Origin of the sequence: Flavobacterium kayseriense, from assembly GCF_014305095.1 — a bacterium.
Classification (GTDB): Bacteria; Bacteroidota; Bacteroidia; order Flavobacteriales; family Flavobacteriaceae; genus Flavobacterium; species Flavobacterium kayseriense.
Genome location: NZ_JACRUI010000001.1, coordinates 955139 through 981571, shown reverse-complemented (window position 1 = coordinate 981571; position 26433 = coordinate 955139). Strand labels below are relative to the sequence as shown.

Here is a 26433-nt window from a genome sequence, read left to right as displayed (position 1 = left end):
AGTGATTCTTCATAAATGCGTTTGCTATACTCGGTTGTAATCTTATCAAATCACACCCTTTTAGCTTACCTTTGCGGCTAAATTTTTAGCTATGCAGTTCGATTTAAGAGAAATAATCACAGTAGGAATGGTGCTTTTTGCCGTAATTGACATCATAGGATCGATTCCAATCATTATCGATTTACGATCAAAATTTGGACACTTGGAGTCTGGCAAAGCTTCGGTCACTTCGGGAGTAATCATGATTGTTTTTTTGTTTGTAGGAGAGGAAATCCTTAAGCTCATTGGAATTGACGTAGCCTCTTTTGCAGTAGCAGGAGCTTTTGTCCTTTTCTTTCTAGCACTCGAAATGATTTTAGGAATACGAATATATAAAGATGAAGAAGCAAGTTCTGCCTCAATTGTCCCTCTTGCATTTCCTTTAATTGCGGGAGCAGGAACAATGACTACCTTGTTATCCTTAAAATCACAATTTCACACGATCAACATTATTATCGCTATCGTGCTTAATATTATATTAGTATACATCGTTTTAAAATCTTCATCAAAAATCGAACGAATGCTTGGAGAAAACGGATTAGGTGTTATCAGAAAGACTTTTGGTGTGGTATTACTAGCAATTGCTGTTAAATTATTTGCAGCTAATGTTAAAGGTTTGTTTGTCTAAAATATTTTTTTATAAATTTACACTCTAATCAAGTCTGCGGCTGACAGCTACTTCGTTTACAAAGCAACAACCTAGCTCATCCGAATTATATTTTATAATAAACAGATAAAAAAACTTCTTATGAAAATTTTTACAAACGTATTAGTAGTTCTCGCAGTAGCCCTAATAATTTTCAACATCACGTTACTTGATTTCAAAAACCCATTTCAAGGAGACAGTGTAGTTGCATTTATTGGTATTGCAGCTTCATTCTGTGCGGTTTTGATTCTTTTGATTTTTAAGACTTCTAAAAAGATAGAAGAAAAAATGAATAACAAACTGTAATAAAAGTTTGATTTATTTTTAGAGGTACTATTTTACCTCATCTTTAAATTTGAAAGTATTGATTTTAACGCAAGAAATGCGCAATCCAACGTGTTTTAATTACAGCAGAAAACTATTTCTTATTTTATAGTGTACAAGTACTATTTTATTTAAAACTTCGGGACTTTTATGCGAATAAAGTAGATTTATTTAAGAATCGCCTTTATCATGGCGTCTTCTCTTAAAATGATTTGGTAATACTTACTTTCGCCATACAATTGTCGAGCGAATTCAGCTGCTATGTAACGCTTTACGATTTCTCTATTATTCGCTACTTTAACATCCAATCCATTTTTATTGAGGAATTTCTGAAAACTATTAAAGTACAATTCGGTCTTTTTCATTCTTAACAAGAAATCCTCATAGACAACACCTTTAAAAGAATTTCTATCTTGGTCTAATTGCTCAAAAACAAAATTACCCACTATACTGGACTGCATTAAATACGTGAAATTCTCATTGCCTTTCTCTAATTGTAGCGGAATAAACAAATCAGGCACAATGCCACCGCCGCCATAAACGATTTTACCCTTAGGTGTTTTAAACTTTAAACTATCCGCAACCTTTATACTGTCTTTTTCATAAAGCTCACCACTTACGAAACGTGATTCAGACTCCTTAAAATAAGTTTCATCATCCCCTTTACTGTATGGTTTTTGAATCGACCTTCCTGTTGGAGTGTAATACCTCGCTACCGTTAAGCGCACCGCTGAGCCATCTTCAAAATTCATTTCTCGTTGCACCAAACCCTTCCCAAAAGAGCGACGACCTACAATGGTCCCTCTATCATTATCTTGAATAGCACCCGCAAGAATTTCACTAGCTGAAGCACTATTTTCATTCATTAAAACAAAGACTTCCCCGCCTTGAAAATTCCCTTTTTTAGTTGCAAAAGTTTTTTGAATGGCTCCTTTTTTGTTTTTTGTAAAAACAATTAACTTCTTATCCCCTAATAGTTCATCCGCAATAGCAATGGCTTCCTCCATATAGCCACCTCCGTTATCTCGTAAATCGATAACTAGAGCTGTTGCCCCTTGCTTTTTTAATTGAAGTAATGCTTTTTTAAATTCGAATAATGTAGTCTCGGCAAAACGATTGATTTTAATATAGGCTGTAGATTTGTTTAGCATCAGAGAAGCATCTACACTGGATAGCGGAATTACGTCTCGTTTTATCTTAAGATTTAGTCTCTTGTTTTCTGACTTTCGATAAATAACCAGCTGCACTTCTGATCCTTTTGATCCTTTTAGCTTAGAAAACAAACTGTCTGAAGGCAATTTTCTACCAAAGAGTTTTGTTTTATCAGCATATAGTATACGGTCACCAGCTTTTATTCCTGCTTTTGCCGAAGGGCCGTTTGCAATAGGTTGTATAATAGCAACTGAATCTTTATACATGTAAAAACTTACCCCAATACCCACAAATTCTCCTCTCATATTCTCAGCAACTTCGGCTTGTTCCGTGGGAGGAACGTAAACAGAGTGTGGGTCTAATTGCCCTAAAATCTTATCCACTGTAAGATTTACAATAGAGTCTGTATTTACATTATCGACGTAATCGTTATTGATAAAATCAATTAATCTATTAAGTTTGTTTTTAGAAGCGCTGTTTGCTAAAAATTTATTCTGGCTTGGTTCATTTAGCCATCCGCCCACAACGATACCTAGCGCAAGTGTCGCACCAAGTAGCATAGGTAGGTATTTAGCGTTTGACTTCATTATTATTTTAGTTCTGGAATATGTTCTACTTCTACTCCTGCTTTTATTAAAAACTGTATTCCTGAATCGTCTCGGTATCCCTTATGATACACCACTCTTTTTATTCCTGACTGATGAATCAATTTACTACATTCTTTACAAGGAGACAAAGTAATATACAATGTTGCGCCTTCGCAGGATTGCGTAGAACGTGCTACTTTCAAGATAGCATTTGCTTCAGCATGCAATACATCCCATTTAGTTAATCCGTCATCATCTTCGCAACAATTCTCAAAACCACTTGGAGTACCGTTGTAACCATCAGAAATTATCATTCGGTCTCTAACAATAATAGCCCCTACTTTTTTACGATTGCAATAGGAAAGAGCACCCCACTCAGTAGCAATTCTCAAATAAGCTTTGTCGTATTTATTTAATTTTTCTGCTTCCATTTTATCTATTCCAGATTTCACTTTCGATGATTAAAGGCACTACTACTCCTATTATAAAGGCTGACATTACTAAGGTCCAATCTCTTTTAGAAAACCTAAACACCGTTTGAACAATATACGACAAGATTAAGACAACAAAAACGACAACAAGCTGAGCTGCTTCAACCCCGAGGGCAAACTCAGCTAAAGGCAATATTTTAGAAGAAGGAGTACCTCCTAAAATTGTTTTAAAGTAATTTGAAAAACCTAAACCATGAATGATTCCGAAAAACAGAGTGATAAAAAACACTAAATTAATACTCTCCGTTTTATTCGATTTTCCGGCAGTAAACAAATTAAAGAGTGCCGTTAAAAGTATTGTAATTGGTATTAAGAATTCGACAACATTTACCTTGACAGCAATAATCCCAAAAACAGAAAGAATTAATGCAACAGTATGCCCTATTGTAAAAAGCGAAACTAAAAGCACTGCACGCTTCCAGTCTTTAAATGAAAAAGGAACTGCTAGCGCCATCAAAAACAATACATGATCGTATGCACTCAAATCTAGAACATGATTTAATCCTATTTGAAAGTATATCCAAAACTGCGACATGGGTAAAATATTAAATTGATAAAGGGATTGTAAACTTACGATTTATTTTGAAAACGGGGGGTACCATAGCGAAATCCTAAGCTAAAAAAACAGCGCTCAAATCCCGTTCTAAAGAAAAAGAAAAATTAAAATTATAAATTTAAAAATTGAATTATCTTTGCGAGACAAAATTAAAAAATTAACTATGTCATTTTCAGATTTATTTGATAGCGAATTCACTCAAAGAAACAAAGGCCACTTCTCGTCTATTGTGAGACTAGCACTTGCAGACGGAGTTTTTGCACCAGAAGAAAAAGAGTTTTTAGACAAATTGGCTATTAGACTTGAAATTTCTGCAGCAGAGTACGAAGAAATTTTAGAGAACCCAATTAAATATCCTATCAACCCTCCTTACTTAAATACGCAAAGAATTGAGCGTTTATATGATCTAGCCCGTATCGTTAATATCGATCATCAATTAGGCGATAATCAAGAAATTATGCTTAAAAAGTTAAGCCTTGGTATTGGTTTTACAGCCGAGAATGTAGATGCAGTTGTAACAAAAGCACTAGAGCTAGCTGACGAAAAAGTAGACATTGATTTTTTTATAGCTGAAATTGAAAAAGCTGAAAAATTAAATTCATAAATTAAAAAAGCTTCCTACTCTTTCGAATAGGAAGCTTTTTCTTTTAGTATCTAATCACTACTAGTACTTACTTAGTAGTGCTTCTTTCATAAATTCTTCCGCTTTCTCAACCATCTTATAGCTTCCACAGAAGAAAGGAACACGCTCATGAAGTTCCGTAGGTTCAATTTCCATGATTCTACCAAATCCATCTGACGCTTTACCTCCTGCTTGTTCCACTATAAAAGCCATTGGATTACATTCATATAATAATCTCAATTTCCCTTTTGGCGCCTTTGAACTAGTTGGGTAAATATAAATACCTCCTTTAATCATATTTCTATGAATATCTGAAACCAGACTACCAATATAGCGAGAAGTATAGGGGCGGTCTCCTTCTTCACTTTGACAATATTTTATATAGTTTTTTACCCCTTGTGGAAAGTGAACATAATTCCCCTCATTTATTGAGTATATTTTACCTTCCTCTGAAAATTGCATATTAGGGTGCGAAAGGTAGAAAGTACCTATCGCAGGGTTTAACGTAAATCCATTTACACCATGACCAGTAGTATACACAATCATAGTAGATGTACCATAAATTACATAACCTGCTGCAACTTGATTAGTACCTGGTTGTAAAAAATCTTCCATTGTTACTGGTGTACCGATGGGTGTAACCCTTCTATAAACCGAAAAAATAGTTCCTACAGAGACATTTACATCAATATTTGAAGAACCATCCAGTGGATCCATCAAAACAACGTATTTATTATTATGACTACTATCACTTCCCTCAACTGTAATGAATTCATCATTTTCTTCAGAGGCGATTCCGCATACAATTTCGCGGTTAATTAAAGTTTGAATAAAAACTTCATTAGCGTACACGTCTAATTTTTGTTGATCCTCCCCTTGAATATTTTGCACTCCTGCTGCTCCTACGATATCAACTAGCCCTGCTTTGTTTACTTTATAGTTAACCACTTTAGCAGCTAAACGGATAGAGTTAATGATTCTAGATAATTCACCTGACGAGTACTGAAAGGCATTTTGGTTTTCGATGATAAATTCCCCTAAGGTTTTGTTGCGTTCTTCCATCCCGAGATCGTTGTAGTTTAGTTAGTTTGAAGTCACAAATATCGTGTTTTTTGTGAAATTGATTTCAATAAAATTTACTTAGTTTATCACTATTGTATATTTGCCCCTTAAAAAAGATCTTTTTACTTTAAAAAAGCTTTATTTTAGGTAATCAACCATAAAAATTAAGAATACATGAATATTCGTAAAGGACAACCAGAAGACATGAGTGCAGTTTTAGGACTGATTCAGGAATTAGCTATTTTTGAAAAAGAACCTGATGCGGTGCTAGTAACTGTAGATGATTTAATTCGTGACGGCTTTGGTGCCAATCCACTATTTAATGTATTTGTTGCGGAAATAGAAGCAGAAAATGATAAAACTAGTACTGAAATAGTAGGAATAGCATTGTATTACTACCGTTTTTCTACTTGGAAAGGAAAAACGATTCATCTTGAAGACCTAGTGGTAAAAGAAAGTATGCGAGGAACTGGATTGGGCTATGCCTTATATTCTGAAATAATCAAGCAGGGTAAAAAAGATCAAGTACGCAGAGTAGAGTGGAATGTATTAGACTGGAACACTCCTGCAATTGATTTTTATGAAAAATCAGGTGCTAAAGTACTGAGAGATTGGTACGTAGTACAAATGGACGAGACAGGAATTACTGACTTTGTTGAAAATAAATTAAAATAGAATTACAATTTTTGTTACATAATTATGAGAGTATTCAAATTTGGTGGTGCATCAGTAAAAGATGCCGAAGGAATTAAAAACGTATACGACGTTTTACAAAAAGTAGGGTTTGAGGACGTGCTTCTAGTTGTATCAGCAATGGGTAAAACAACTAATGCGCTTGAGGTGGTTATTAAGGATTACTTTGATAAATCAGTAGCGTTGCAATCGTCAGTACAAGAAATAAAAAAATACCACAATCAGATTTTGATGGATTTATTTGATGATGAAAACCATGCTGTTTTTACTGCAGTAAAAACACAGTTTGCAGATCTAGAATATTTTTTATCACATAACAAATCACCCAATTATAACTTTGTATACGATCAAGTGGTAAGTTTTGGTGAATTGATTTCGACAACTATTTTAAGTCATTACATGGACTACCGCGGTATCCAAACACAATGGCTGGATGTTAGAAACTTTATCAAAACTAACTCCAACTACAGGGATGCCGAAGTAAATTGGGAATTAACGCAGCAAAACATCTCTAAAAACGTTAAACGCAAAATGTTAAACGTTACTCAAGGGTTCTTAGGATCTGACGATAATAACTTCACCACTACTTTAGGTCGTGAAGGATCTGATTATACTGCTGCAATTTTTGCTTATTGCTTAAATGCCGAAAGTGTTACCATTTGGAAAGATGTTCCTGGAGTTATGAATGCTGATCCTCGCTACTTTGAAAATGCGAGTCTGCTAAACCAGATCTCGTATCGTGAAGCGATTGAATTAGCTTTCTATGGCGCCACAGTTATACACCCTAAAACATTGCAACCTTTACAAAAAAAGGAGATTCCTTTGTATGTAAAGTCATTTATCAACCCATTACTAAAAGGAACAAGCGTTTCTAAAGGTGTTGCTCTTGAACCCTATTTACCTTGCTTTATTGTAAAAAGAAATCAGTTATTAATCTCATTATCATCTATAGATTTCTCTTTTATTATGGAAGAAAATATTAGTGAAATTTTCGCCTTATTCCATCAACATAAACTAAAAGTGAATTTAATTCAAAACTCAGCTATTAGTTTCTCTGTTTGTGTAGAAGACAAATTTGACAATTTTACCGAACTGAACGCTATTTTATCTAAAAAATTCAAAGTTGATTTTAGTGAAAATGTTACACTATATACTATTAGACATTTTACTGATGCCGCTGCACAAACGGTAGAGGAAGGTAAAAATGTTATTTTAAAACAAATAAGCACCGAAACAATGCAGATTGTGACTAGCGAAAAATAATTACACTTTTCACACAGTAGCATACAAGACAATTAATTATACAGAATACACTACTTTTGGCATCTAGACGTTATTCTACATATGATAAAAAAAGTATTGCTATTAGCGATGATATTTTATTTTTCTGGGCTTCATGCCCAGAAAAATAACTCGCTTTACAATACTAAAAAAATCCCCGTTACTAAAGACACTATTTACGTAGAAAGGGAAAGCCTAAATAGCTCCTTTTTTAACCTATCGAATAAAAAAGGTGAAGTTATTAGTGATCACTTATATACAATCAACTTTCAAAAAGGATTTCTAATACTTTCTGACATTCTTGCCATTACGAATGACTCAATAACTGTAAACTATCTCAAATATCCCGATTTTTTGACTAAAGTGTACCGCAATGAGAACATCACTGTTGTTAGTGCTGATATCAACGCTGATAAAATTTACAAGATAGATTCTAATATTGCGGAGAAAAATATTCCTTTTGACGGGTTAAGCACATCTGGAAGTATCACTCGAGGGATAACCATAGGAAATAATCAAAATAGTGTTTTAAACTCTAATCTAGACCTTCAAATTACAGGAAAACTTTCAGACAAGGTGAGTATAAGTGCGTCGCTTCAGGACAGTAATATCCCTTTACAAGACGGAGGCTATTCTCAAAAACTGGATCAATTTGACAATATTTTCATGGAAGTTTACAGCGACGATTGGAATATTCGCGGCGGCGATGTTTTTCTAGAAAACAGAACCTCCAAGTTTCTCAACTTTAGTAAAAAAGTGCAAGGAATTAGCACCTCCTTTAATTTTGGAAATCAAGATACCAAAACCAACGTTTTTACAGCAGCAGCTTTAGTTCGAGGACAATATGCAAAAAGCAGCTTTACAGGGATTGAAGGAAACCAAGGTCCTTATAAATTAAGAGGTCAGAATAATGAGTTATACGTACTCGTTATCTCGGGATCAGAGCGCGTATACGTAAATGGGATTTTGCTAAAACGAGGAGAGAACAATGAATACACCTTTGACTATAACGCGGGAGAAATTGTATTTACACCACTTTTCACCATTACATCTGAAATGCGAATTGTAATAGAATACCAATATACTGATCGAAATTACAGCCGCTTTGTGAGCTACTCAGGAGTCACTCACCAAAGTAAAAAATGGAGTTTTGGTTCTTACCTTTATTCTGAAAGTGACATTAAAAACCAACCTTTGCAACAAAACCTTTCCTCGGACCAAGTTGCTATCTTAGCTGAAGCGGGTAATGACACTACTCTAATGACTGCTCCCTCAGCTTTTAGCGATAGCTACTCCGATAATAAAATTCTATACCAAAAATTGCAAGCAAATGGAGTTGAATATTTTGAATATACTAATAATCCTGAACTGGAATTATTTAATGTTCGCTTTACCGCCGTTGGCGATAATAAGGGGGATTACAACATTAAAAATGCGAATAGCATTACGCGAATATATGAATATGTTGCTCCCGTAAATGGCGTTTCACAGGGGAGTTTCTCTCCCACAATACAACTCATCGCTCCTAATAAAATTCAGATTGCTACTTTCCTCGGTCAATATACATCCACAGATAAAACATTGGTCAATTTTGAAATTGCAACGAGTAACAACGACAAAAATTTATTCTCGGATCTTGACGATAATAAGAATACTGGAATCAGTGCCAAAATAAATGCAAGACAACGGTTATTCTCTAAAAAATGGAATCTTGATGCCTTTACAAATTATCAATTTATCCAGCAATCGTTTCAATCTGTAGAGCGACTGTATAGCATAGAGTTTGATAGAGATTGGAATTTAAACAACGTCGCTTTAGGTGATCAAAGTTTGCTTTCTACTGGACTAGTTTTTCAATCACAACCAAGTTCAACTAATTCTAATCGAGGAAATATATCTTACCAATTTGAGAAATTAGACTTCATCAATTCCTTTTCGGGAAACAGACACCTTTTCAACGGAAGGTATACTAATAAAAATTGGAACATAGCAAACCAAGGTAGTTATCTAAACAGTAGCGACCTAACTGATGTCTCAACCTTTATCAGAAATCAAGCTCAAGTAAAATACAATTTTGATAAAAATTGGGTTGGCGTAAGCCAAAGATTTGAAAATAACCAGAAAAAGAATAAAGAAACCAATCAACTAGGAGTTATTAGTCAACGTTTTTCAGAATACGGATTATCATTAGGACGTGGTGACAGCACCCGAGTTTATACTGAAATAGGATTCTTAAGTAGAATAAATGATAGTATTCAAAACGGAATATTGCAACGAGTAAATCAATCTCAAACTTATTACTTAAAATCAAAACTTATTCAAACAGATAAAAGTGATCTTTCTGTTTTCGCCAATTATAGGGTTTTAAATTTCGAAGATAATAGTAAAAGAAAAGAACCTTCATTAAACTCCAGAATAGTGTATAATGACCGCTTCTTTAATCAGCTCGTACAAAGCAGCACTGCTTACGAAACCAACTCAGGTTCTATTGCACAACAAGAATTCACTTATCTCGAGGTAGCAGTAGGTCAAGGGATTTATACCTGGAATGACTACAATAACAATGGTATTCAAGAGCTGCAGGAATTTGAAGTAGCACCATTTATAGACCAAGCAAAATACATTAGAGTATTTTTACCTAACAGAGTTTTTGTAAAAACGCATCAAACTAAATTTTCCCAAGCCCTAATTTTAAATCCTGTTAAGTGGCAAAATGACGTTGGTTTTAAAAAACTATTTTCCTACTTCTACAATCAAACATCCTTTTTAATCGATCGCAAAACCAAAAATGACGGAGGCAATTTTGAATTAAATCCTTTTAGTTCCAATCAAAGTGAAGTATTAGGCTTAACCTCTAGTTTTAGAAATAGTTTGTTTTACAATCGTGGGAAACAAAACCACTCTATAACTTACACTTATGTTCAAAACCAGGTGAAAAACTTACTATCGATAGGTTCCCAGGAATCGAAAAACAATTCACATCAGCTACAATATGCTCATTTGTACCAAAAGAGTTGGCTTTTTAGTTTTTTAACAAAAACGATTCAAACAGGAATTACCTCAGAGAATTATGTTGAGAAAAATTATACAGTTGGCGGGTACCAAATCGCTCCAAAAATAAGCTACCTGTTTTCTAAAAGCACGAGCTGGGATATTTTCTATGAACTACAAAACAAAGAGAACAAAATAGGAAACTTTGAAAAGCTACTACAAAATAGATTTGGAACCTCTTTTTCCTATGCAGGAGAAAAAAAAATCACACTAAATGGTGAGGTATCTTTTTATCAAAATAAATTTGAGGGAGATCCACTGTCTTCTGTCGGATTCCAAATGTTAGAAGGATTACAAACGGGACAAAATCTAACATGGAGATTGTTGTTACAGAAAAACATAACCCAGTTTATGGATATTAACCTTAACTACCAAGGTAGAAAAAGCGAGTTTTCAAAAACTATTCATACTGGTAATGTGCAGCTAAGAGCCTATTTTTAACAAAATTAATAGTTTGATAATATCAATCCCCTAAAGACAGAAGCTACTTTGTGTAAATTGGTACTTCTAAAGGTATACTAAGTAATGATGAAAAACAACGCTCCAAAAAATGTTTTAATAGCTCCTTTAAATTGGGGATTGGGTCATGCTACAAGATGTATCCCCATTATTAAAGCTCTACATGAATACGGCCACATTCCTATCATTGCATCAGATGGTATTGCACTTGATTTGCTTCGTAAAGAATTTCCCTATCTAAAAATGTTAGAGTTACCTTCTTATCAAATAGAATACGCCAAGAAAGGAAAGCATTTTAAATGGAAGCTTCTAAAAAGTTTACCTAAAATGACTGCTGCTGTTTTAAAGGAAAAAAAAATAGTAGAAAGATGGATCATTGAACATGATATTGATGGTATCATATCTGATAATCGACTCGGAGTACACAGTAAAAAAGTTCCCTCAGTATTTATTACACATCAACTAAATGTTATGACAGGAAATACCACCTGGATAACTAGCAAAATACACCAATATATCATCAAGAAATTCACATGCTGCTGGATTCCAGACTTTGAAGGAACACCAAATTTGGCGGGTGATTTAAGCCACACGAGAAGCAAAAAATTAAATTTAAAATATATCGGACCATTGAGTCGGATGCATAAAAAAACGGTAGATGATAAGTACCAGCTTATGATCATTTTATCTGGTCCCGAGCCTCAACGAACTTTATTAGAAGAACGTTTAAAAGGCGAAATTGTCAGCTATCCTCATCCACTATTATTTGTTAAGGGCATTATCGAAAAGGAACAGAAAAAGGAGCAAATACACAATACTACTTACTATAATTACATGAACAGTAAACAACTGGAGCAAGCTTTTAACGAGAGTTCGTTAGTACTTTGTCGTTCTGGTTATACATCGATAATGGATCTAGCAGAACTTGAGAAAAAAGCCTTTTTTATACCTACTCCGGGACAATATGAACAACTGTATCTAGCTGAAAAACTTGAGAGAGAAGGTATTGCACCTTATGCTTTGCAAGATGAATTTAAAATTGAGAATTTGGCAGAGGAGAAAAATTACATAGGACTAACCACTAGCAAAGACAAAAAAAATTGGAAAGAGTTATTTGAAATATTTAAATGATTAGAGCAATGAAATTGCATAAAAAAAAAACAAAATTGCCATTTTACACAATCACCTTATCAATTTTAATTGCTTTTTCTAAAGTAAAAGAGAATTCAGACCCTACACCATACTCACTTTCGACATAAATCTTTTCCTTATGGGCTTCGATAATATGTTTGACAATTGCCAACCCAAGACCTGAACCACCTTCAGATCGGGAACCGCTTTTATTAACTCTGTAAAAACGTTCAAAAAGACGTGGTATATTTTGTTGCTCGATTCCTTCTCCGTTGTCACTGATGCGAACTAGTACTTTTTCCTTGGTTAAATTAATTACCGCAACCTCGGTAAGTCCTTTGGATTTGCCATATTTAATGGAGTTAACCAATAAGTTTTCGACAATTTGTTGAATTCTATCTTTATCGCCTCGAACATAATTAGGATGGACAGGACTGTTCTCAAAAACTAAAGAGATTTTCTTTTTATCCGCTTTCATTTCTAATAAGTCAAAAACATTTTGGATCAGTTCTACGATATCAAAATCAGTATATTCAAGATTTAAATCGCCAGACTCTAATTTAGTTATCATATCTAAATCTTCTACAATATAGATAAGGCGCTCCACACCTTTTTCAGCTCGCTTGAGGTATTTTTTACGAATGGCCTTATCCTCCATAGCGCCATCAAGAAGAGTAGAAATATATCCTTGTACAGTAAAAAGCGGTGTTTTTAATTCGTGTGAAACGTTTCCTAGAAATTCTCTACGGTACTCCTCCCGAACTTGAAGCATTTCGATTTCAAGTTTTTTATCCGTTGCAAACTTCTTAACCTCCCTCGTTAAGGTTTCCATATCTGTAGTTATGGGCTGATTAAGGATTGAACTCGACTCTAATAGCGAAACATCATCATAAATTTTCTTTACACGTCGGTAAATGAAACGTTCAACACGATATTGCAATACGATAAAGGAAAATGTATAGATTACAAGAATGAAAATAATTTCAAATAACAGTAAACTTTTAAAAGTGTAGTCAAACAATGACATCAATAAAAGCACTACAAAGGCTGTAGAAAAAACGCTAATAAACAAAGCCGACTTTATCGCAAACTTATACGTTTTTTTAAAATTAATTTTCATTTATATTTAATGATTTAAACAGAGATAAAACGTTTTAGGAATACCGTTTTAAGAATTGTGATGTGATTATACTTCGAACTTGTATCCAACTCCTTTGATTGTTTTGAATAATTCTTCTCCAATTTTTTCACGAAGTTTTCTAATATGAACATCGATAGTTCGACCACCAACAACCACTTCGTTACCCCAAACTTTATCTAAAATCTCATCTCGTTTAAACACTTTTCCTGGCTTAGAAGCCAATAGGTAAAACAACTCGAATTCCTTCCTTGGCAGAGCGATTTCGATACCGTCTTTTACAATTTTGTATTCCTCACGATTAATTTCGATACCTCCTACATTAAGCGTTTCGCTGTTTTGCTCTTTTTCTTTAAGTCTTCGAAGTAAAGCTTTTACTTTACTCACCAATAATTTGGGTTTAATTGGCTTGGTAATATAATCATCAGCGCCAGCATCAAAACCTGCCACTTGAGAATAGTCTTCGCTTCGTGCGGTCAAAAAAGTAATTAATACGTTATTTAACTCCGGAATTTTTCTAATATTTTCGCAAGCCTCCATGCCGTCCATTTCTGGCATCATTACATCCATTATGATTAAGTCTGGGATTTCCTTTTTTGCTTTTGCAATAGCTTCCTTACCATTAGTTGCAGTAAAAATTTGATACCCTTCCTGGGTTAAATTATAACCCACAATTTCTAAAATATCTGGCTCATCATCTACCAGTAAAATTTTCGTGTTTTTCTTTTTCATAAGGAGCAAATTTAACATTGCATTTGTAAATGTAACAATAAATGAATTGTTAAAATAACGTATTAACCATAATTTAATTTCATAACATTATCATAATACTAAAGACATCTAATGATAACCTCGAGATAACTTGCACTTAATATAATGGTGCTTACTTTGCAAAAAATTTAAACACAGATGAAACTTAAATTATTTATTTTGACATTTTTAATCAGTACACTTTCATTTGCACAAAGCAAAGGAACTATAACTGGAGTACTAACCGATAAAGATTCAAATAACGAAACACTCCCTTTTGCAAATGTAATTTTAAAAGGCACGCCTATAAACGCAACAACAGATATTGATGGTAAGTACACCCTATCTGCTGCTGCAGGAAGTTATATAATTCAATTTAGTTTCATAGGATATGAATCAGTTGAGATTCCTGTAACTGTAGTAAGCGGTCAAACAATCACATTAAACAAAGCGCTAGGAGCATCAAGCTATAAACTAGACGATGTAATAATTAGAACTACCGTTAGTCGACAAAAAGAATCTGCTTTATTACTAGATCAAAAAAATGCAGTAGAGATTAAGCAAAGCATTGGAACACAAGAACTAGCTCGTAAGGGAGTAAGTGATGTAGCAACCGCTGTCACTAAAACTACGGGTATTACTAAACAAGAAGGATCTGGAAATATTTTTGTTAGAGGACTTGGAGATCGTTACAACTCGACTACGATGAATGGATTACCAATCCCGTCTAATGATCCTGAGAAAAAGAATTTAAATCTTGAAATTTTCTCTACAGATATTGTTGAGTACATCTCAATAGACAAAGTATACGGCGGTAGTATTTACGGAGATTTCGCTGGAGGTAACGTTGATATCATTTCTAAAGATTATAAAGGAAATGGATTTTTGAAAATTGATGTTGGTTCAAAAATAAACACCAACGCTGTTGCCGAAGATAATTTCAACCTAAGAACTGGTTATAACAAATTGGGGTTTACAAATCAATCGATACCAAGTAATCCACTTACACAATTTAACTACAGTTCACTTCAATTAAAAGGTTACAATCCCATAGCAACCTCTTTATCTCTTTCAGGTGGAAAATCATTCGATGTAGGTTCAGAGGGAAAACTAAGTTTCTTTGCAACCGCATCGTTTAGTAACGATTTTTCTTCAAAGAGTAATGGAACAGCTAAAGCTAGTGTGAATGGAAACGGGATTGCAAACAAAATTTTTGAGTCATACACTGACTTAAAATACGAGACTAATACAACTGCAATGGCTAATATTGGATACAAATTCAATGCTAACAACAAAATAAGTTATAACACAGTTTACATCAACACATCAAAGCAATCTACTGAGGAATATTTTGGTTTTATTGTAGATTTAGCTAATGATGGTAATGGTTTAATTCGTCGTTTTAACTACGAAAAAAACAGCGTATTAATCAACCAACTTCTTGGAGAGCATAAAATTGGAGATCGCTCTAAATTGAACTGGGGCGTATCGTACAATATCATCAATGGAGATATGCCTGATCGAGTACAAAATATTTTTAGAAAAGAGGCAAACGGATTTCAATTATCGAGTATATCAGCTCCCGATAACCACAGATACTTCCAAAAGTTAAAAGAGGATGAATTAGCTGCAAACGCCTCTTACGACTATAAATTTAATAAAAATGCAGAAGGTGATTTCTTAGGTAAAGTTACTTTTGGTTTAAATGAGCGAATTAAATCGAGAGGTTTTCAAGCTACTCAATTTAACATCAAAGCAACTAATGGAAATACAAATACAATCGTTGATCCTACCAACCTAGATTTATTTTACAACCAACCTAATTTTGATAATGGTAATTTTACAATCGCCACTTTTAGAGGAAACTCTCAAGTAGCCAACGCATTATTTCCTCAAACCTATGGAGGTGACTTGATGATTCATGCTGCATTTGCAAATACCGAATACAAGTTCAACAAGCTAACTGCCGTACTTGGACTAAGAGGAGAAAATATTACTCAAAAAGTGGTTTGGAACACACAATTGGGAGATATAGGAGAAGATGAATTGAAAAAAACAGCGTTCTTACCTAGTTTAGTGATGAAATACGAATTAAATGATAAGCAAAATTTACGTTTAGGATTGAGTAAAACCTATACTTTACCTCAATTTAAAGAAAGAGCTCCTTTTATTTATGAAGAAGTACTTCAAGTAAAAGTAGGAAACAAAGATTTATATGCATCTGATGATTACAATTTAGATTTAAAATGGGAAATGTTCCCTAAAAGCGATGAGTTACTATCAGTAACAGCATTTGGTAAGTATATTTTAAACCCAATGAATGAGGTTACGGTATCGTCATCTTCAAATGACATCTCATACATCAACACAGGAGATTATGGTTATGTAGCTGGAGCTGAAGCCGAATATAGAAAGCAACTTTTTAATTCGGATTCTAACAATGCTAAAAAACTATCAGCAGGATTAAACGTTTCTTATTTATATAGTAGTCAAGAATTAGACTCAGAAAAAGTAAAAAGAGAAACTAACTTCCAAGTTGATTTTACAAATTCAAGGGGAAAATTTACTGGAGCATCGAACTTATTGCTTAATGCTGATTTGACTTACTTTAATGAATGGAATAATAGTAATAGCAACTTAACAACAACTATAGCATACACCTACTTTTCAGACAGAGTAAATGCAATTGGAACAAGTAGTAAAGGAGATTTAGTAGACAAAGCATTTGGATCTTTAGATTTTATCGCTAAATCTCAACTAACAGAGAAATTAGGAATTGGTTTGGTTGCAAAAAACTTGTTAAACCCAGCTATAAAAAGAGTGCAAGAAAACACTAATGCTGATGTAAACGTCCTTTCATATAAAAAGGGTGCAACGATAAGTTTGAGTTTAAATTACCAATTGTAATTAATAACCTAGTATTCTTGAGTACAAACAAAGAGCAGCTTTACAGCTGCTCTTTGTTGTTTTATCGTGCTCACTCCTATCCTATTTAAAAAACATTAATAATCTAGCACGACAACGCTAAATAGCTTACAGGGATTCTAATTAACTTTAAATTAATGTTGAAATAGCTTTTTAGTAAACTAACATTCATGTTTAGATAACATCAAAATAAAACACTTGCTGCATCTTTGTAGAAGAAAAATAAATAAAACTATTACTAAACAATCATGAAAAAATCAACTGTAAAATTATTCGGGATTTTAACATTAGCTGCAGGTTTAATTACTAGCTGTTCTTCTAGTGACAACCCTACGCCTACAACACCACCGTCATCTACTTTTACTGCAGATGCAAACAACTTCCAAGGAACTATTAACGATGGTAGTGTAACTCTAGATGCAACAAAGGTTTATAAATTAACAGGGAAAATCCAAGTTAACAGCGGAGCTACATTAACCATACCTGCTGGAACAATTATTCAAGGAACTGGCGGAACACAATCGTATATCGCAATTGCGCAAGGCGGAAAATTAAACGTAGAAGGAACTGCAGTAAAACCAGTAGTTATGACTTCTGGTCTAACTACAAAAGCGGCAGGAGACTGGGGTGGATTAGTGATTTGCGGAAAAGCACCTATCAACCGTATTAACGGAGGAGCTGGAACGGCTCAATCAGAAGTTGCTGATTTAACTTATGGAGGAACAATCGCTAACGATAATTCTGGTTCAATCAAATACCTAAGAATTGAATATGCAGGAGCCGCTTTTAATAGTGAAAAAGAATTTAATGGTCTTTCATTATTTGGTGTTGGTTCAGGAACAACTATTGATTATGTTGAGTTTTTTCAAGGAGCTGACGATGGAGTTGAGTTTTTTGGAGGAACAGTAAATACATCTAACTTAATTTCTATCGGAAACGAAGATGATCAGTTTGACTGGACAGAAGGATGGTCTGGAACAAACACTAACTGGTATGGAAAACTTGGATTTGGAAAAGGGAATAGAGGAATTGAAGCAGATAATTTCGAATTAGGTTATGCTTTTGCTCCTATTGCTAATCCTTCGATCACAAACTTAACACTAGTAGGACCTGGAAGTGCTCCAGCAACTGGAACATGGTTAGAGAATGATGCTATCAAACTAAGAAGAGGAACAAAAGGAGTTTTCACAAACGTTTTCTTAAGCAGCTGGAAAGTTGGATTTAATGTAGAAAACGACGAAACAATTGCTTTTATCCCAACTGGTCTAAAAGCAGTAAGCGTAAATTACACTACAGATGTAGCTACTAAAACATCTGGTAAATTGAATAGCGGAGTTGCTACTAGTGTTTCTGCAATTGTAACTTCTGAAACTGCTTCTTCTGGTGCTGGAAATGGAGCAAGCATGCCTACATGGGCAGCAGGATGGTCTGTAGGATTTTAATTTTTACAGTATAAATAAAATATTAAACTGCCTTTCTAACTGGAAGGCAGTTTTTTTGGTATAATATTTGAATTATTTTTAATATATTTACATTACTAAACAGAGGGAATGAAAAAAAACTACTTTTATACAACACTCTTATTGGTATTCTTCTTCTCCTTGAACCTCAGCGCTCAAGAAAGCAAGCAAGTACTCAAACAACAAGAATCCGCAACGATTGAGGGGTTAAGCGTGTATCCAAACCCTGTGACTAATGGTAAAGTTTACGTTGGAACTAAAAACGACAGTAATAAAGAAATTATTATATTCGATCTTCTAGGCAAAAAAGTATTACAAACTATGCTTAGCACTAGAGAGCTGAATATTTCTAATCTTATTCCTGGTGTCTATATCATAAAAATAAATGAAGATAATGCTACAGCCACTCGAAAATTAATAGTTAGATAAATTATATTTCAATTATAAAAAAAGCTCCATTTTGACAAATGGAGCTTTTTGCTTTTAGATTTCTGCACGACTTAAAAGTCTTATTATATTCTTAAATTAATACCTTTGCTAAAAAAATAGTCTTGATCACAGCTACTGATATATTTACCATTTCGACTCAAAAGCAATTTGAAAAAATAGCTTTAAAAACGTTCCGTTTTCAATACGAAAACAACCTAGTTTATAAAGAGTTTTGTGATTTATTACAAACCAATGTTTCTAAGGTTAAGTTACTATCACAAATTCCGTTTTTACCTATTCAATTTTTCAAAAGCCATCAAGTAGTTTCTAATACGAATGCCATCCAACAAACGTTCACTAGTAGTGGCACAACTGGAATGATCACCAGTAAACATCTTGTGACCGATACTTCACTTTATGAAGAAAGTTACCAAAAAGGATTTTCAGAATTTTATGGAAACATCGAAGATTACGTAATTCTTGCCTTGTTGCCTTCTTATCTTGAAAGAGAAGGATCTTCATTAATTTACATGGTCGAAGATTTGATAAAATGCTCCAATCGCTCTGAAAGTGGATTTTACTTGCACGATCATGATGAATTAATAAAAAACCTCATCGCACTAGATCAATCAGGGCAAAATGTTATTTTGATTGGAGTGACCTATGCCTTATTGGATTTAATTGAGAAGCATCAATTCCAGTTACAAAACACAATCATAATGGAGACGGGAGGAATGAAAGGCAAGCGAAAAGAAATGATCAGAGAGGAATTACACCAACAACTTTGTGCTGGCTTTGGGGTTACTGTTATTCATTCTGAATATGGGATGACTGAGTTACTTTCACAAGCCTATTCACTTGGTGAAGGCATATTTGAATGTCCTACGTGGATGCAAATCATCGTTCGCGATACCGAAGATGCGCTTACTTACATTCCACATGGTAAAACAGGCGGTATTAATGTAATCGACTTGGCCAACCTCAACTCTTGCTCCTTTATTGCAACCCAAGATTTAGGCAAAAAAATCACTAATAATTCTTTTGAAATCCTAGGTCGTTTTGACAATTCGGATATTCGAGGATGCAATTTAATGGTGCTATGATATGAAATCCGTCAGACTCCTAATTCTTTTATTTTTCCTTTTTGACTTCGTGGCACACAGTCAAAGTGATGATCTGGAATTGACTTTAGATTCGATTGCTTCTGTCGATAAGAACAATCAAAGAATCTTCACCATTCACTACCAAATCAAAAACAAAACAACTAGACCACTCTCGTTTATTCTCAACCCTTACAAAATTCGATCTAATGTTTCAAATGCATTATCCTGGACACCATCATATCGACTGTATCAAAAAGAAACCCGTATTGACGTCGAAAGTATTTCTAGCCCCATAACAAACGAGAAAAACAATAAAGATTTTATAGATAAGATGTCCAAAGAATTAAGGGAGAACAAAGGGAATTTAGACAACTATCTGATCAAAAAACAAAACGAAATAAGAGAGGCTTCTAGCAATAGCATCATGAGTACTATTATTATGCTAAACCCTCATGAAAGTAAAAGCTATGCTGCGTCCTTTATGTGGGACAAAAACAGATATGTCACCCACTATGACAACGAGTACTATCTTGACGAAAAAATACCGCATTACCTTGATCTAGTATTAATTTTAATGAAAGAAGAGCTCTATTCTACATTACTTCCTGAAGATAAGGTTACTATAGAAGCTAACAAAACCATTATAAAAGGATGGCTTAGTTCGAATAAAGTTGAAATTAATTTTAAAGAGTAAGCTTCATTTTTAGACAAAAATAAACCCAACACTATTTTACAGTCTTGGGCTATTTAATTTTCATTAGATCGGGTTAAACAATTCTTACCACAAAATAATTTTTCTTTCCGCTTTGCAACAAGACAAATTGGTTGTTGATCAAATCTTTTGCAGAAAGTATAAAATCCTCTTTTATTTTCTCTCTGTTAACTGAAATTGAATTGGCTGTCAGAGCTCTTCTCGCCTCCCCATTTGATTTAAAGAAACCTGTTTTTTCGTTCAAAACAGCTACAATATCAATACCTGCTTCAATTTCATTTCTTGCTATCTCTGCTTGAGGAACACCATCAAATACATCTAAGAAAGTAGCTTCGTCCAGTTCTTTCAAATCATCAGAAGTTGAATTCCCGAATAAGATTGCAGAAGCTTTAATTGCGTTTTCTAAATCCAATGCAGAATGCGCCATTGTAGTCACTTCATCAGCAAGTCTTTTTTGCAAAATACGTAAGTGTGGAGCTTCGTTGTGTTCTATTATTAGGGCTTCAATAACTTCTTTCGTTAAAAAAGTAAATATCTTAATGTATTTTTCTGCATCTGCATCTGAGGTATTTAACCAATATTGGTAAAACTTGTAAGGCGACGTACGTTTAGCATCTAACCAAATGTTTCCTCCTTCGGATTTACCAAACTTAGTACCATCTGCTTTAGTTATCAAAGGACAAGTCAAAGCATAAGCTTTCCCGCCTTCTTTCCTCCTTACTAATTCTGTTCCGGTAGTAATATTACCCCACTGATCAGAACCTCCCATTTGTAGCGTACAGTTTTTCTCCTTGTACAAATGCATAAAGTCATAACCTTGTACTAATTGGTATGTGAATTCCGTAAAAGACATTCCCTCAGCTGCATCTGATGTTAATCGTTTTTTTACAGACTCTTTAGACATCATGTAATTTACTGTAATATGCTTTCCAATATCACGGATGAAATCCAAAAATGAAATCTCTTTCATCCAGTCATAATTATTAACCAATTCTGCTGCGTTTGAAGCATCTGACGTGAAATCTAAAAACCGACTCAATTGTATTTTTATAGCTTCCTGATTGTGTCTAAGAGTTGGTTCATCTAATAAATTTCGCTCATTAGATTTTCCTGATGGATCACCAATCATTCCTGTCGCACCTCCTACAAGAGCTAATGGTTTGTGGCCGGCGATTTGAAAGTGTTTTAAAAGCATCACACCAACTAAATGTCCTATATGCAATGAATCTGCAGTTGGGTCAATACCCACATATGCCACACGCATTTGTTCCATCAAATGTTCTTCTGTGCCGGGCATAACATCGTGGAGCATTCCTCTCCAAGTTACTTCTTCAATAAAATTTTTCATTCTAGTACGTATAATTTTATGCAAATATAAAATATAATGTGGATTGGCTTATTTGTTTGCAAGCTTAATCTAAAAAAATCATAAATACTGCTTCCTATTTTGTAAATTCGCTATATGATTTTAGTAACAGGAGGAACCGGTTTAGTGGGTGCACATTTATTAGTACATATACTATCGCACAGCGATGAAAATCAGTCTATGGTACGTGCCACTTATCGCACCGCTGACACTATTGACAAAACAAAATCATTATTTGATCGCTACCATAAAACAATTCTTTTTGACCGCATCGAATGGGTACAAGCAGACATAATAAACATTCCAGCGCTAGAGATTGCCTTTAAAGGAATAACACTAGTTTATCATTGCGCCGCCTTTATTTCTTTTGATTCCAAAGATGAAGAGAAATTACGAAAAATAAATATTGAAGGAACCGCAAATATTGTGAATTTTGCAATAGCAAAAGGAATCAAAAAATTATGTCATATTAGCTCTACTGCAGCCCTAGGCGACGTCTTGAGTACCGAAACAATAATAACAGAAGCTGCAGAGTGGAATCCTGAAAAAAAACACAGTGATTATGCTATTTCTAAATATGGGGCCGAAATGGAGGTATGGCGCGGGCAGCAAGAAGGACTTGATGTTATAATTGTAAATCCAGGAGTAATTGTAGGACCTGGATTTGAAGATCAAGGTAGTGGTGAGTTAATAAAAAAAGTTGAAAAGGGAATGCCATACTATACGTTAGGCACAACTGGGTTTATTGCAGTTACTGATGTAGCTACAATTGTTTATAACCTCATGAATAGTACCATTAAAAATGAACGCTATACTTTGATTGCTCAAAATATTATTTACAGAGACTTCCTAAATACTGTCGCAAATGCAATTGGCGTAAAGGCACCAAAAAGAGAAGCTAGCCCTTTTTTAATAGAAATAGCTTGGAGAATAGATGCAGTAGTTAGCTGGATACTTAATCGTAAAAGAAAATTAACACAGGCTGTAGCAGTTGCTTCTTATTCGACTAATATGTACTCAAATGAGAAAATAAAGACAGCCTTAGATTATCAATTTCTTGACGTTCATACGTATATCAAAAAGAGCTTCAGTTAAATAAAGTCTAGAGTTATAATTTTATTGTAAGGTTGCTCTTTTTATTACTTCCTCTTTACTCATAACTGCTTTTTTATTTAAAATAGAATCTTTTTTCAGTTTCGCTTTACCCTTTATGGCTTGCAAAGAATCTTTCCTGCTTTTACTGTTTTTATTAATTTTAACGACTGAATCTAACACTGTTTTCTTACGTTCGATACGTTTAATAAGCTCGTCATACATGTTTTTATACTCAACATAATCTGAGGCATAATACACGTTGCTCTGTGCTAATTGCAAACTATCTACTTGATACTTCTTGTAAATGTAATTAGCTGAATTGATTTGGTTGCTATCTAACGATTCTGGCTTACTATACTTGATTCCTTCCAGAATGGCCAAATCATACATAATATCAATCATCTTATTTTTCTCTATAAGTCGGTCAGGCTTTGCAATAACCTCCTCTTTACAGCTAACAAATAAAATCAAAAGCATTAAAAACGATAGTATTTTTTTCATCAGTATATTTTATCGATCAAACAACAATCTTTTTCCTGCTCGGATATTTTTAACTTTAAAAGCATTGTAAACCAATTTCCCATTTACAAAAGTATGTGTAATTCTTGATTTAAAAGTAAAACCTTCAAAAGGAGACCAACCACATTTAGCAAAAATATTTTCTTTTTTTACACTCCATGGCAATCCAGCATTAACTATAACTAAATCAGCAAAATAGCCCTCTTTAATAAAACCACGATTTTCTATTTTGAAAATCTTCGCAGGATTATGGCACATTTTTTCTACAATCTTCTCAACACTAATTTTTCCTTGGTGAAATGCCTCAAACATTGCTACAACAGCATGTTGCACTAATGGCCCGCCCGAAGGGGCATTTAAATAGGATTGTTGCTTTTCTTCTAAAGTATGAGGGGCATGATCTGTAGCGATAACATCGATTCGACCATCAAGCAATGCTTCCCAAAGTGCGTTTCTGTCGTTAGCTGTTTTTACAGCTGGATTCCACTTAATCAAATTTCCTTTGGTGGCGTAATCGTCATTCGTAAACCATAAGTGATGAATACAAACCTCAGCGGTAATTTGTTTTTTCTCCAAAGGAATTTTGTTTGTAAACAAATCCATTTCCTTTGCAGTCGAAAGATGAAAAATATGTAAACGAGCTCCTGTCTTTTTAGCAAGCGCAATAGCATTTGATGAAGAAATATAGCAAGCCTCTTCAGATCGAATTAAGTGATGTGCGGTAATAGGTACCTCTTCACCAAACTCTTCTTTATATTTTTCTAAATTATTTTTTATAGTTGTCTCATCTTCACAATGAACAGCAATTAACAGTGGTGTACTAGAAAATATTTTCTCAAGTGTAGCTTGATTATCAACTAACATATTTCCGGTTGAAGAACCTAAAAATATTTTAATTCCTGCAACATTTTTGGGATTAGTTTTTAGAACTTCTTCCAGATTATCGTTAGTCGCACCCATCATAAACGAGTAATTCGCGTAAGAGTTATCGGCCGCTAATTGATATTTTTCTTCAAGAATTTCTTGAGTAACAGCATTAGGAACCGTGTTGGGTTGCTCTATGAAAGAGGTGATACCTCCCGCAACTGCAGCCCTTGATTCTGACTCGATATCCCCTTTGTGCGTTAAACCTGGCTCTCTAAAATGAACTTGATCATCAATTGCACCTGGCATCAAATAATTACCCTCGGCATCAATAATAAGGCAATCAGAAGATTTCGCGCTAATACTTTCTGAAATTTCAACAATAATGTCATTTTCAATTAAAACATCGCCTTCAAAAATCGCTCCTTCATTTACTATTTTGGCATTCTTAATTAAAACCTTGTTCATTGTTTTTGTATTATAATCTATTAATTAATTTTTTTAATCTTAGGGAAATCACTCCAAAAACGGCTTCTACAATGATTGAATTACTCATTTTAGACTCCCCTTTGGTTCTATCAGTAAAAATAATGGGCACTTCTACAATATTGAATTTGTGACAAAATGTTCTATACTTCATCTCAATTTGAAAAGCATAACCAACAAATTTAATTTTATTGATCCCAATATTCTCCAGTACTTTTCTTTTGTAGCAGACAAATCCTGCTGTTGCATCATGAATTTTCATCCCTGTAATTATCCGCACATATACTGATGCAAAATAAGATAATAACACACGATTTAATGGCCAATTAACAACATTTACACCTGTAACATAACGAGAACCAATTGCTAAATCGGCATTTCCAAAATGGCAAGCATTGTACAATTTTTCTAGATCAGTAGGGTTGTGCGAAAAATCAGCATCCATTTCAAAAATATAGTCGTATTTTTTATCTAATGCCCACTTAAAGCCATGCACGTAAGCCGTACCTAAACCTCCCTTTTTCTTTCTGTTTTCTAAAAATAATTTGCCTTCAAATTCCGTTTGCAGTAGTCTAACCTTGTCTGCGGTATGATCAGGTGAATTATCGTCAACAATAAGCACGTGAAAAGATTTATGTTGAGAGAGCACTGTTCGAATAATGCTTTCTATATTTTCTATTTCGTTATAGGTAGGAATTATAACAATACAATCGCTCATTTTCTAGTAATTTCACCGCAAAAGTAACCAATTTATAGCATTCGATTCATAATAAAATTATAATAAAAAGATTGATATAAAAAATTACTAATTTTGTCACCTATGATTGAACATATACTTCATCCTCGAATAACAGAAAACAAAGATTGGGCAACCGTTTTATTCGTCCTCTCTTTTGCTATTATAGCCATCACAAAATCACTATATGAAAATCGTTTCGGTGATTTTATGAACCTAATATTTTCTGATAAATATTCTAAGGTGTATCGCGACAGCAGCCAACTTCTAAGTAGCTTTACCATCTCCTTGTTTATTGTACAAATTATTTCAGTCGCTTTTTTTATACAACTATCGCTAAGTAGTTTTGGTTACGCAGCAAAAACAGATTGGGTTCTTTTTATCCAAATTTTTACTTTCTTGATCTTCTTTGTGTTATCTAAATTGTTGATCGAAAAAATAATTGGCACAGCGTTCAATATTGAAGAATTTGTGGAACAATTTAACTTACAAAAGGTCATCTACAGGACCTATATCAGTTTGTTTATCCTTCCAGTGAACGTTATTCTGTTCTATTATGATAGTATTTCTAAAAATATTCCTATAGTATTTATATCTATCATATTGTTTATAAGTACATTAACTTACCTAGTTTCAATTAAAAATTATCAAAATTTAATATTGAGTAAGTTGTTTTATTTTATTTTATATCTTTGCACTCTCGAAATAGCCCCCTATTTTTTTATGTATTATTTGTTTACAAATAGAGGCACTTAG

The 26433-nt window shown here is 33.9% G+C and carries 24 protein-coding genes; 14 read left to right on the top strand and 10 right to left on the bottom strand.

What is annotated here, in order from left to right; translation table 11 throughout:
* Window positions 1–91 precede the first annotated feature (91 nt).
* Window positions 92–667 (top strand): MarC family protein, encoded by a 576-nt coding sequence (locus H8R22_RS04165; RefSeq protein ID WP_187008791.1) that lies wholly within the window; start codon window positions 92–94, stop codon window positions 665–667.
* 120 nt (window positions 668–787) lie between these two features.
* Complete coding sequence (locus H8R22_RS04160; protein ID WP_187008792.1) at window positions 788–991, top strand: hypothetical protein; 204 nt, start codon at window positions 788–790, stop codon at window positions 989–991.
* Window positions 992–1176: 185 nt separating this feature from the next.
* Here H8R22_RS04160 and H8R22_RS04155 read toward each other — a convergent pair whose 3' ends face one another.
* From H8R22_RS04155 to H8R22_RS04145, 3 genes are read right to left on the bottom strand one after another with little or no spacing between them, the layout of a single operon-like run.
* Entirely contained in the window at window positions 1177–2748 is a 1572-nt protein-coding gene (locus H8R22_RS04155) for a S41 family peptidase (protein ID WP_187008793.1), read from the bottom strand.
* Window positions 2749–2750: 2 nt separating this feature from the next.
* Window positions 2751–3179: a deoxycytidylate deaminase gene (locus tag H8R22_RS04150; protein ID WP_187009585.1), complete on the bottom strand. Its 429-nt coding sequence runs from the start codon at window positions 3177–3179 to the stop codon at window positions 2751–2753.
* A gap of 1 nt (window position 3180) precedes the next feature.
* Window positions 3181–3774 (bottom strand): HupE/UreJ family protein, encoded by a 594-nt coding sequence (locus tag H8R22_RS04145; RefSeq protein WP_187008794.1) that lies wholly within the window; start codon window positions 3772–3774, stop codon window positions 3181–3183.
* Between the two features lie 184 nt (window positions 3775–3958).
* On the opposite strand from H8R22_RS04145, the gene H8R22_RS04140 reads away from it, so the two are divergent.
* Complete coding sequence (locus tag H8R22_RS04140) at window positions 3959–4399, top strand: TerB family tellurite resistance protein (RefSeq protein ID WP_187008795.1); 441 nt, start codon at window positions 3959–3961, stop codon at window positions 4397–4399.
* A gap of 60 nt (window positions 4400–4459) precedes the next feature.
* On the opposite strand, the gene fbp is transcribed toward H8R22_RS04140, so the two are convergent.
* Window positions 4460–5479, bottom strand: a complete 1020-nt coding sequence (gene fbp, locus H8R22_RS04135) for a class 1 fructose-bisphosphatase (protein WP_187008796.1) — start codon at window positions 5477–5479, stop codon at window positions 4460–4462.
* Between the two features lie 174 nt (window positions 5480–5653).
* On the opposite strand from fbp, the gene H8R22_RS04130 reads away from it, so the two are divergent.
* The 4 genes from H8R22_RS04130 (at window position 5654) to H8R22_RS04115 (ending at window position 12094) form a co-directional block, all read left to right on the top strand.
* Complete coding sequence (locus H8R22_RS04130; RefSeq protein WP_187008797.1) at window positions 5654–6154, top strand: GNAT family N-acetyltransferase; 501 nt, start codon at window positions 5654–5656, stop codon at window positions 6152–6154.
* A gap of 24 nt (window positions 6155–6178) precedes the next feature.
* The gene (locus H8R22_RS04125) at window positions 6179–7435 is read left to right on the top strand and encodes an aspartate kinase (RefSeq protein WP_187008798.1); all 1257 of its coding nucleotides are present in this window, start codon (window positions 6179–6181) and stop codon (window positions 7433–7435) included.
* A gap of 81 nt (window positions 7436–7516) precedes the next feature.
* Window positions 7517–10945 (top strand): hypothetical protein, encoded by a 3429-nt coding sequence (locus tag H8R22_RS04120; RefSeq protein WP_187008799.1) that lies wholly within the window; start codon window positions 7517–7519, stop codon window positions 10943–10945.
* Between the two features lie 84 nt (window positions 10946–11029).
* Entirely contained in the window at window positions 11030–12094 is a 1065-nt protein-coding gene (locus H8R22_RS04115) for a glycosyltransferase (protein WP_394368129.1), read from the top strand.
* 43 nt (window positions 12095–12137) lie between these two features.
* On the opposite strand, the gene H8R22_RS04110 is transcribed toward H8R22_RS04115, so the two are convergent.
* Both H8R22_RS04110 and H8R22_RS04105 read right to left on the bottom strand, forming a co-directional pair.
* On the bottom strand, window positions 12138–13214 hold the full coding sequence (locus H8R22_RS04110; RefSeq protein WP_187008800.1) for a sensor histidine kinase: 1077 nt from the start codon (window positions 13212–13214) through the stop codon (window positions 12138–12140).
* A gap of 66 nt (window positions 13215–13280) precedes the next feature.
* A complete protein-coding gene (locus tag H8R22_RS04105; RefSeq protein ID WP_187008801.1) occupies window positions 13281–13964 on the bottom strand; it encodes a response regulator transcription factor in 684 nt (227 codons plus the stop codon).
* 177 nt (window positions 13965–14141) lie between these two features.
* Between H8R22_RS04105 and H8R22_RS04100 the strand changes: the two genes are divergently transcribed.
* From H8R22_RS04100 to H8R22_RS04080, 5 genes are all read left to right on the top strand, one after another.
* Window positions 14142–16889 carry a TonB-dependent receptor gene (locus H8R22_RS04100; RefSeq protein WP_187008802.1) on the top strand — a complete coding sequence of 916 codons (2748 nt, stop codon included), beginning with the start codon at window positions 14142–14144 and terminating at the stop codon, window positions 16887–16889.
* A 266-nt stretch (window positions 16890–17155) separates the two neighbouring features.
* Complete coding sequence (locus tag H8R22_RS04095; RefSeq protein ID WP_187008803.1) at window positions 17156–18349, top strand: hypothetical protein; 1194 nt, start codon at window positions 17156–17158, stop codon at window positions 18347–18349.
* A 108-nt stretch (window positions 18350–18457) separates the two neighbouring features.
* Window positions 18458–18796, top strand: a complete 339-nt coding sequence (locus H8R22_RS04090; protein ID WP_187008804.1) for a T9SS type A sorting domain-containing protein — start codon at window positions 18458–18460, stop codon at window positions 18794–18796.
* A gap of 122 nt (window positions 18797–18918) precedes the next feature.
* A complete protein-coding gene (locus H8R22_RS04085; RefSeq protein ID WP_187008805.1) occupies window positions 18919–19899 on the top strand; it encodes a LuxE/PaaK family acyltransferase in 981 nt (326 codons plus the stop codon).
* Between the two features lies 1 nt (window position 19900).
* Window positions 19901–20593, top strand: coding sequence for a hypothetical protein (locus tag H8R22_RS04080; RefSeq protein WP_187008806.1), 693 nt, complete (start codon window positions 19901–19903; stop codon window positions 20591–20593).
* A gap of 73 nt (window positions 20594–20666) precedes the next feature.
* Here the strand turns inward: H8R22_RS04080 and tyrS are convergent, their stop codons facing one another.
* Complete coding sequence (gene tyrS / locus H8R22_RS04075) at window positions 20667–21959, bottom strand: tyrosine--tRNA ligase (RefSeq protein ID WP_187008807.1); 1293 nt, start codon at window positions 21957–21959, stop codon at window positions 20667–20669.
* 114 nt (window positions 21960–22073) lie between these two features.
* On the opposite strand from tyrS, the gene H8R22_RS04070 reads away from it, so the two are divergent.
* Window positions 22074–23072, top strand: a complete 999-nt coding sequence (locus H8R22_RS04070) for an NAD-dependent epimerase/dehydratase family protein (protein WP_187008808.1) — start codon at window positions 22074–22076, stop codon at window positions 23070–23072.
* Between the two features lie 21 nt (window positions 23073–23093).
* Here the strand turns inward: H8R22_RS04070 and H8R22_RS04065 are convergent, their stop codons facing one another.
* From H8R22_RS04065 to H8R22_RS04055, 3 genes are read right to left on the bottom strand one after another with little or no spacing between them, the layout of a single operon-like run.
* The gene (locus H8R22_RS04065) at window positions 23094–23573 is read right to left on the bottom strand and encodes a DUF4296 domain-containing protein (RefSeq protein ID WP_187008809.1); all 480 of its coding nucleotides are present in this window, start codon (window positions 23571–23573) and stop codon (window positions 23094–23096) included.
* A gap of 9 nt (window positions 23574–23582) precedes the next feature.
* Window positions 23583–24923 (bottom strand): dihydroorotase, encoded by a 1341-nt coding sequence (locus H8R22_RS04060; RefSeq protein WP_187008810.1) that lies wholly within the window; start codon window positions 24921–24923, stop codon window positions 23583–23585.
* A 10-nt stretch (window positions 24924–24933) separates the two neighbouring features.
* Window positions 24934–25659, bottom strand: coding sequence for a polyprenol monophosphomannose synthase (locus tag H8R22_RS04055; RefSeq protein WP_187008811.1), 726 nt, complete (start codon window positions 25657–25659; stop codon window positions 24934–24936).
* A 102-nt stretch (window positions 25660–25761) separates the two neighbouring features.
* On the opposite strand from H8R22_RS04055, the gene H8R22_RS04050 reads away from it, so the two are divergent.
* Complete coding sequence (locus tag H8R22_RS04050; protein ID WP_187008812.1) at window positions 25762–26433, top strand: DUF4271 domain-containing protein; 672 nt, start codon at window positions 25762–25764, stop codon at window positions 26431–26433.

What these genes read in the sequence shown, in the direction of transcription:
- H8R22_RS04165 (WP_187008791.1), top strand. Translation starts at nt 92, where the DNA reads ATGCAGTTCGATTTAAGAGAAATAATCACAGTAGGAATGGTGCTTTTT.
- H8R22_RS04160 (WP_187008792.1), top strand. Translation starts at nt 788, where the DNA reads ATGAAAATTTTTACAAACGTATTAGTAGTTCTCGCAGTAGCCCTAATA.
- H8R22_RS04155 (WP_187008793.1), bottom strand. Translation starts at nt 2,748, where the DNA reads ATGAAGTCAAACGCTAAATACCTACCTATGCTACTTGGTGCGACACTT.
- H8R22_RS04150 (WP_187009585.1), bottom strand. Translation starts at nt 3,179, where the DNA reads ATGGAAGCAGAAAAATTAAATAAATACGACAAAGCTTATTTGAGAATT.
- H8R22_RS04145 (WP_187008794.1), bottom strand. Translation starts at nt 3,774, where the DNA reads ATGTCGCAGTTTTGGATATACTTTCAAATAGGATTAAATCATGTTCTA.
- H8R22_RS04140 (WP_187008795.1), top strand. Translation starts at nt 3,959, where the DNA reads ATGTCATTTTCAGATTTATTTGATAGCGAATTCACTCAAAGAAACAAA.
- fbp (WP_187008796.1), bottom strand. Translation starts at nt 5,479, where the DNA reads ATGGAAGAACGCAACAAAACCTTAGGGGAATTTATCATCGAAAACCAA.
- H8R22_RS04130 (WP_187008797.1), top strand. Translation starts at nt 5,654, where the DNA reads ATGAATATTCGTAAAGGACAACCAGAAGACATGAGTGCAGTTTTAGGA.
- H8R22_RS04125 (WP_187008798.1), top strand. Translation starts at nt 6,179, where the DNA reads ATGAGAGTATTCAAATTTGGTGGTGCATCAGTAAAAGATGCCGAAGGA.
- H8R22_RS04120 (WP_187008799.1), top strand. Translation starts at nt 7,517, where the DNA reads ATGATAAAAAAAGTATTGCTATTAGCGATGATATTTTATTTTTCTGGG.
- H8R22_RS04115 (WP_394368129.1), top strand. Translation starts at nt 11,030, where the DNA reads ATGATGAAAAACAACGCTCCAAAAAATGTTTTAATAGCTCCTTTAAAT.
- H8R22_RS04110 (WP_187008800.1), bottom strand. Translation starts at nt 13,214, where the DNA reads ATGAAAATTAATTTTAAAAAAACGTATAAGTTTGCGATAAAGTCGGCT.
- H8R22_RS04105 (WP_187008801.1), bottom strand. Translation starts at nt 13,964, where the DNA reads ATGAAAAAGAAAAACACGAAAATTTTACTGGTAGATGATGAGCCAGAT.
- H8R22_RS04100 (WP_187008802.1), top strand. Translation starts at nt 14,142, where the DNA reads ATGAAACTTAAATTATTTATTTTGACATTTTTAATCAGTACACTTTCA.
- H8R22_RS04095 (WP_187008803.1), top strand. Translation starts at nt 17,156, where the DNA reads ATGAAAAAATCAACTGTAAAATTATTCGGGATTTTAACATTAGCTGCA.
- H8R22_RS04090 (WP_187008804.1), top strand. Translation starts at nt 18,458, where the DNA reads ATGAAAAAAAACTACTTTTATACAACACTCTTATTGGTATTCTTCTTC.
- H8R22_RS04080 (WP_187008806.1), top strand. Translation starts at nt 19,901, where the DNA reads ATGAAATCCGTCAGACTCCTAATTCTTTTATTTTTCCTTTTTGACTTC.
- tyrS (WP_187008807.1), bottom strand. Translation starts at nt 21,959, where the DNA reads ATGAAAAATTTTATTGAAGAAGTAACTTGGAGAGGAATGCTCCACGAT.
- H8R22_RS04070 (WP_187008808.1), top strand. Translation starts at nt 22,074, where the DNA reads ATGATTTTAGTAACAGGAGGAACCGGTTTAGTGGGTGCACATTTATTA.
- H8R22_RS04065 (WP_187008809.1), bottom strand. Translation starts at nt 23,573, where the DNA reads ATGAAAAAAATACTATCGTTTTTAATGCTTTTGATTTTATTTGTTAGC.
- H8R22_RS04060 (WP_187008810.1), bottom strand. Translation starts at nt 24,923, where the DNA reads ATGAACAAGGTTTTAATTAAGAATGCCAAAATAGTAAATGAAGGAGCG.
- H8R22_RS04055 (WP_187008811.1), bottom strand. Translation starts at nt 25,659, where the DNA reads ATGAGCGATTGTATTGTTATAATTCCTACCTATAACGAAATAGAAAAT.
- H8R22_RS04050 (WP_187008812.1), top strand. Translation starts at nt 25,762, where the DNA reads ATGATTGAACATATACTTCATCCTCGAATAACAGAAAACAAAGATTGG.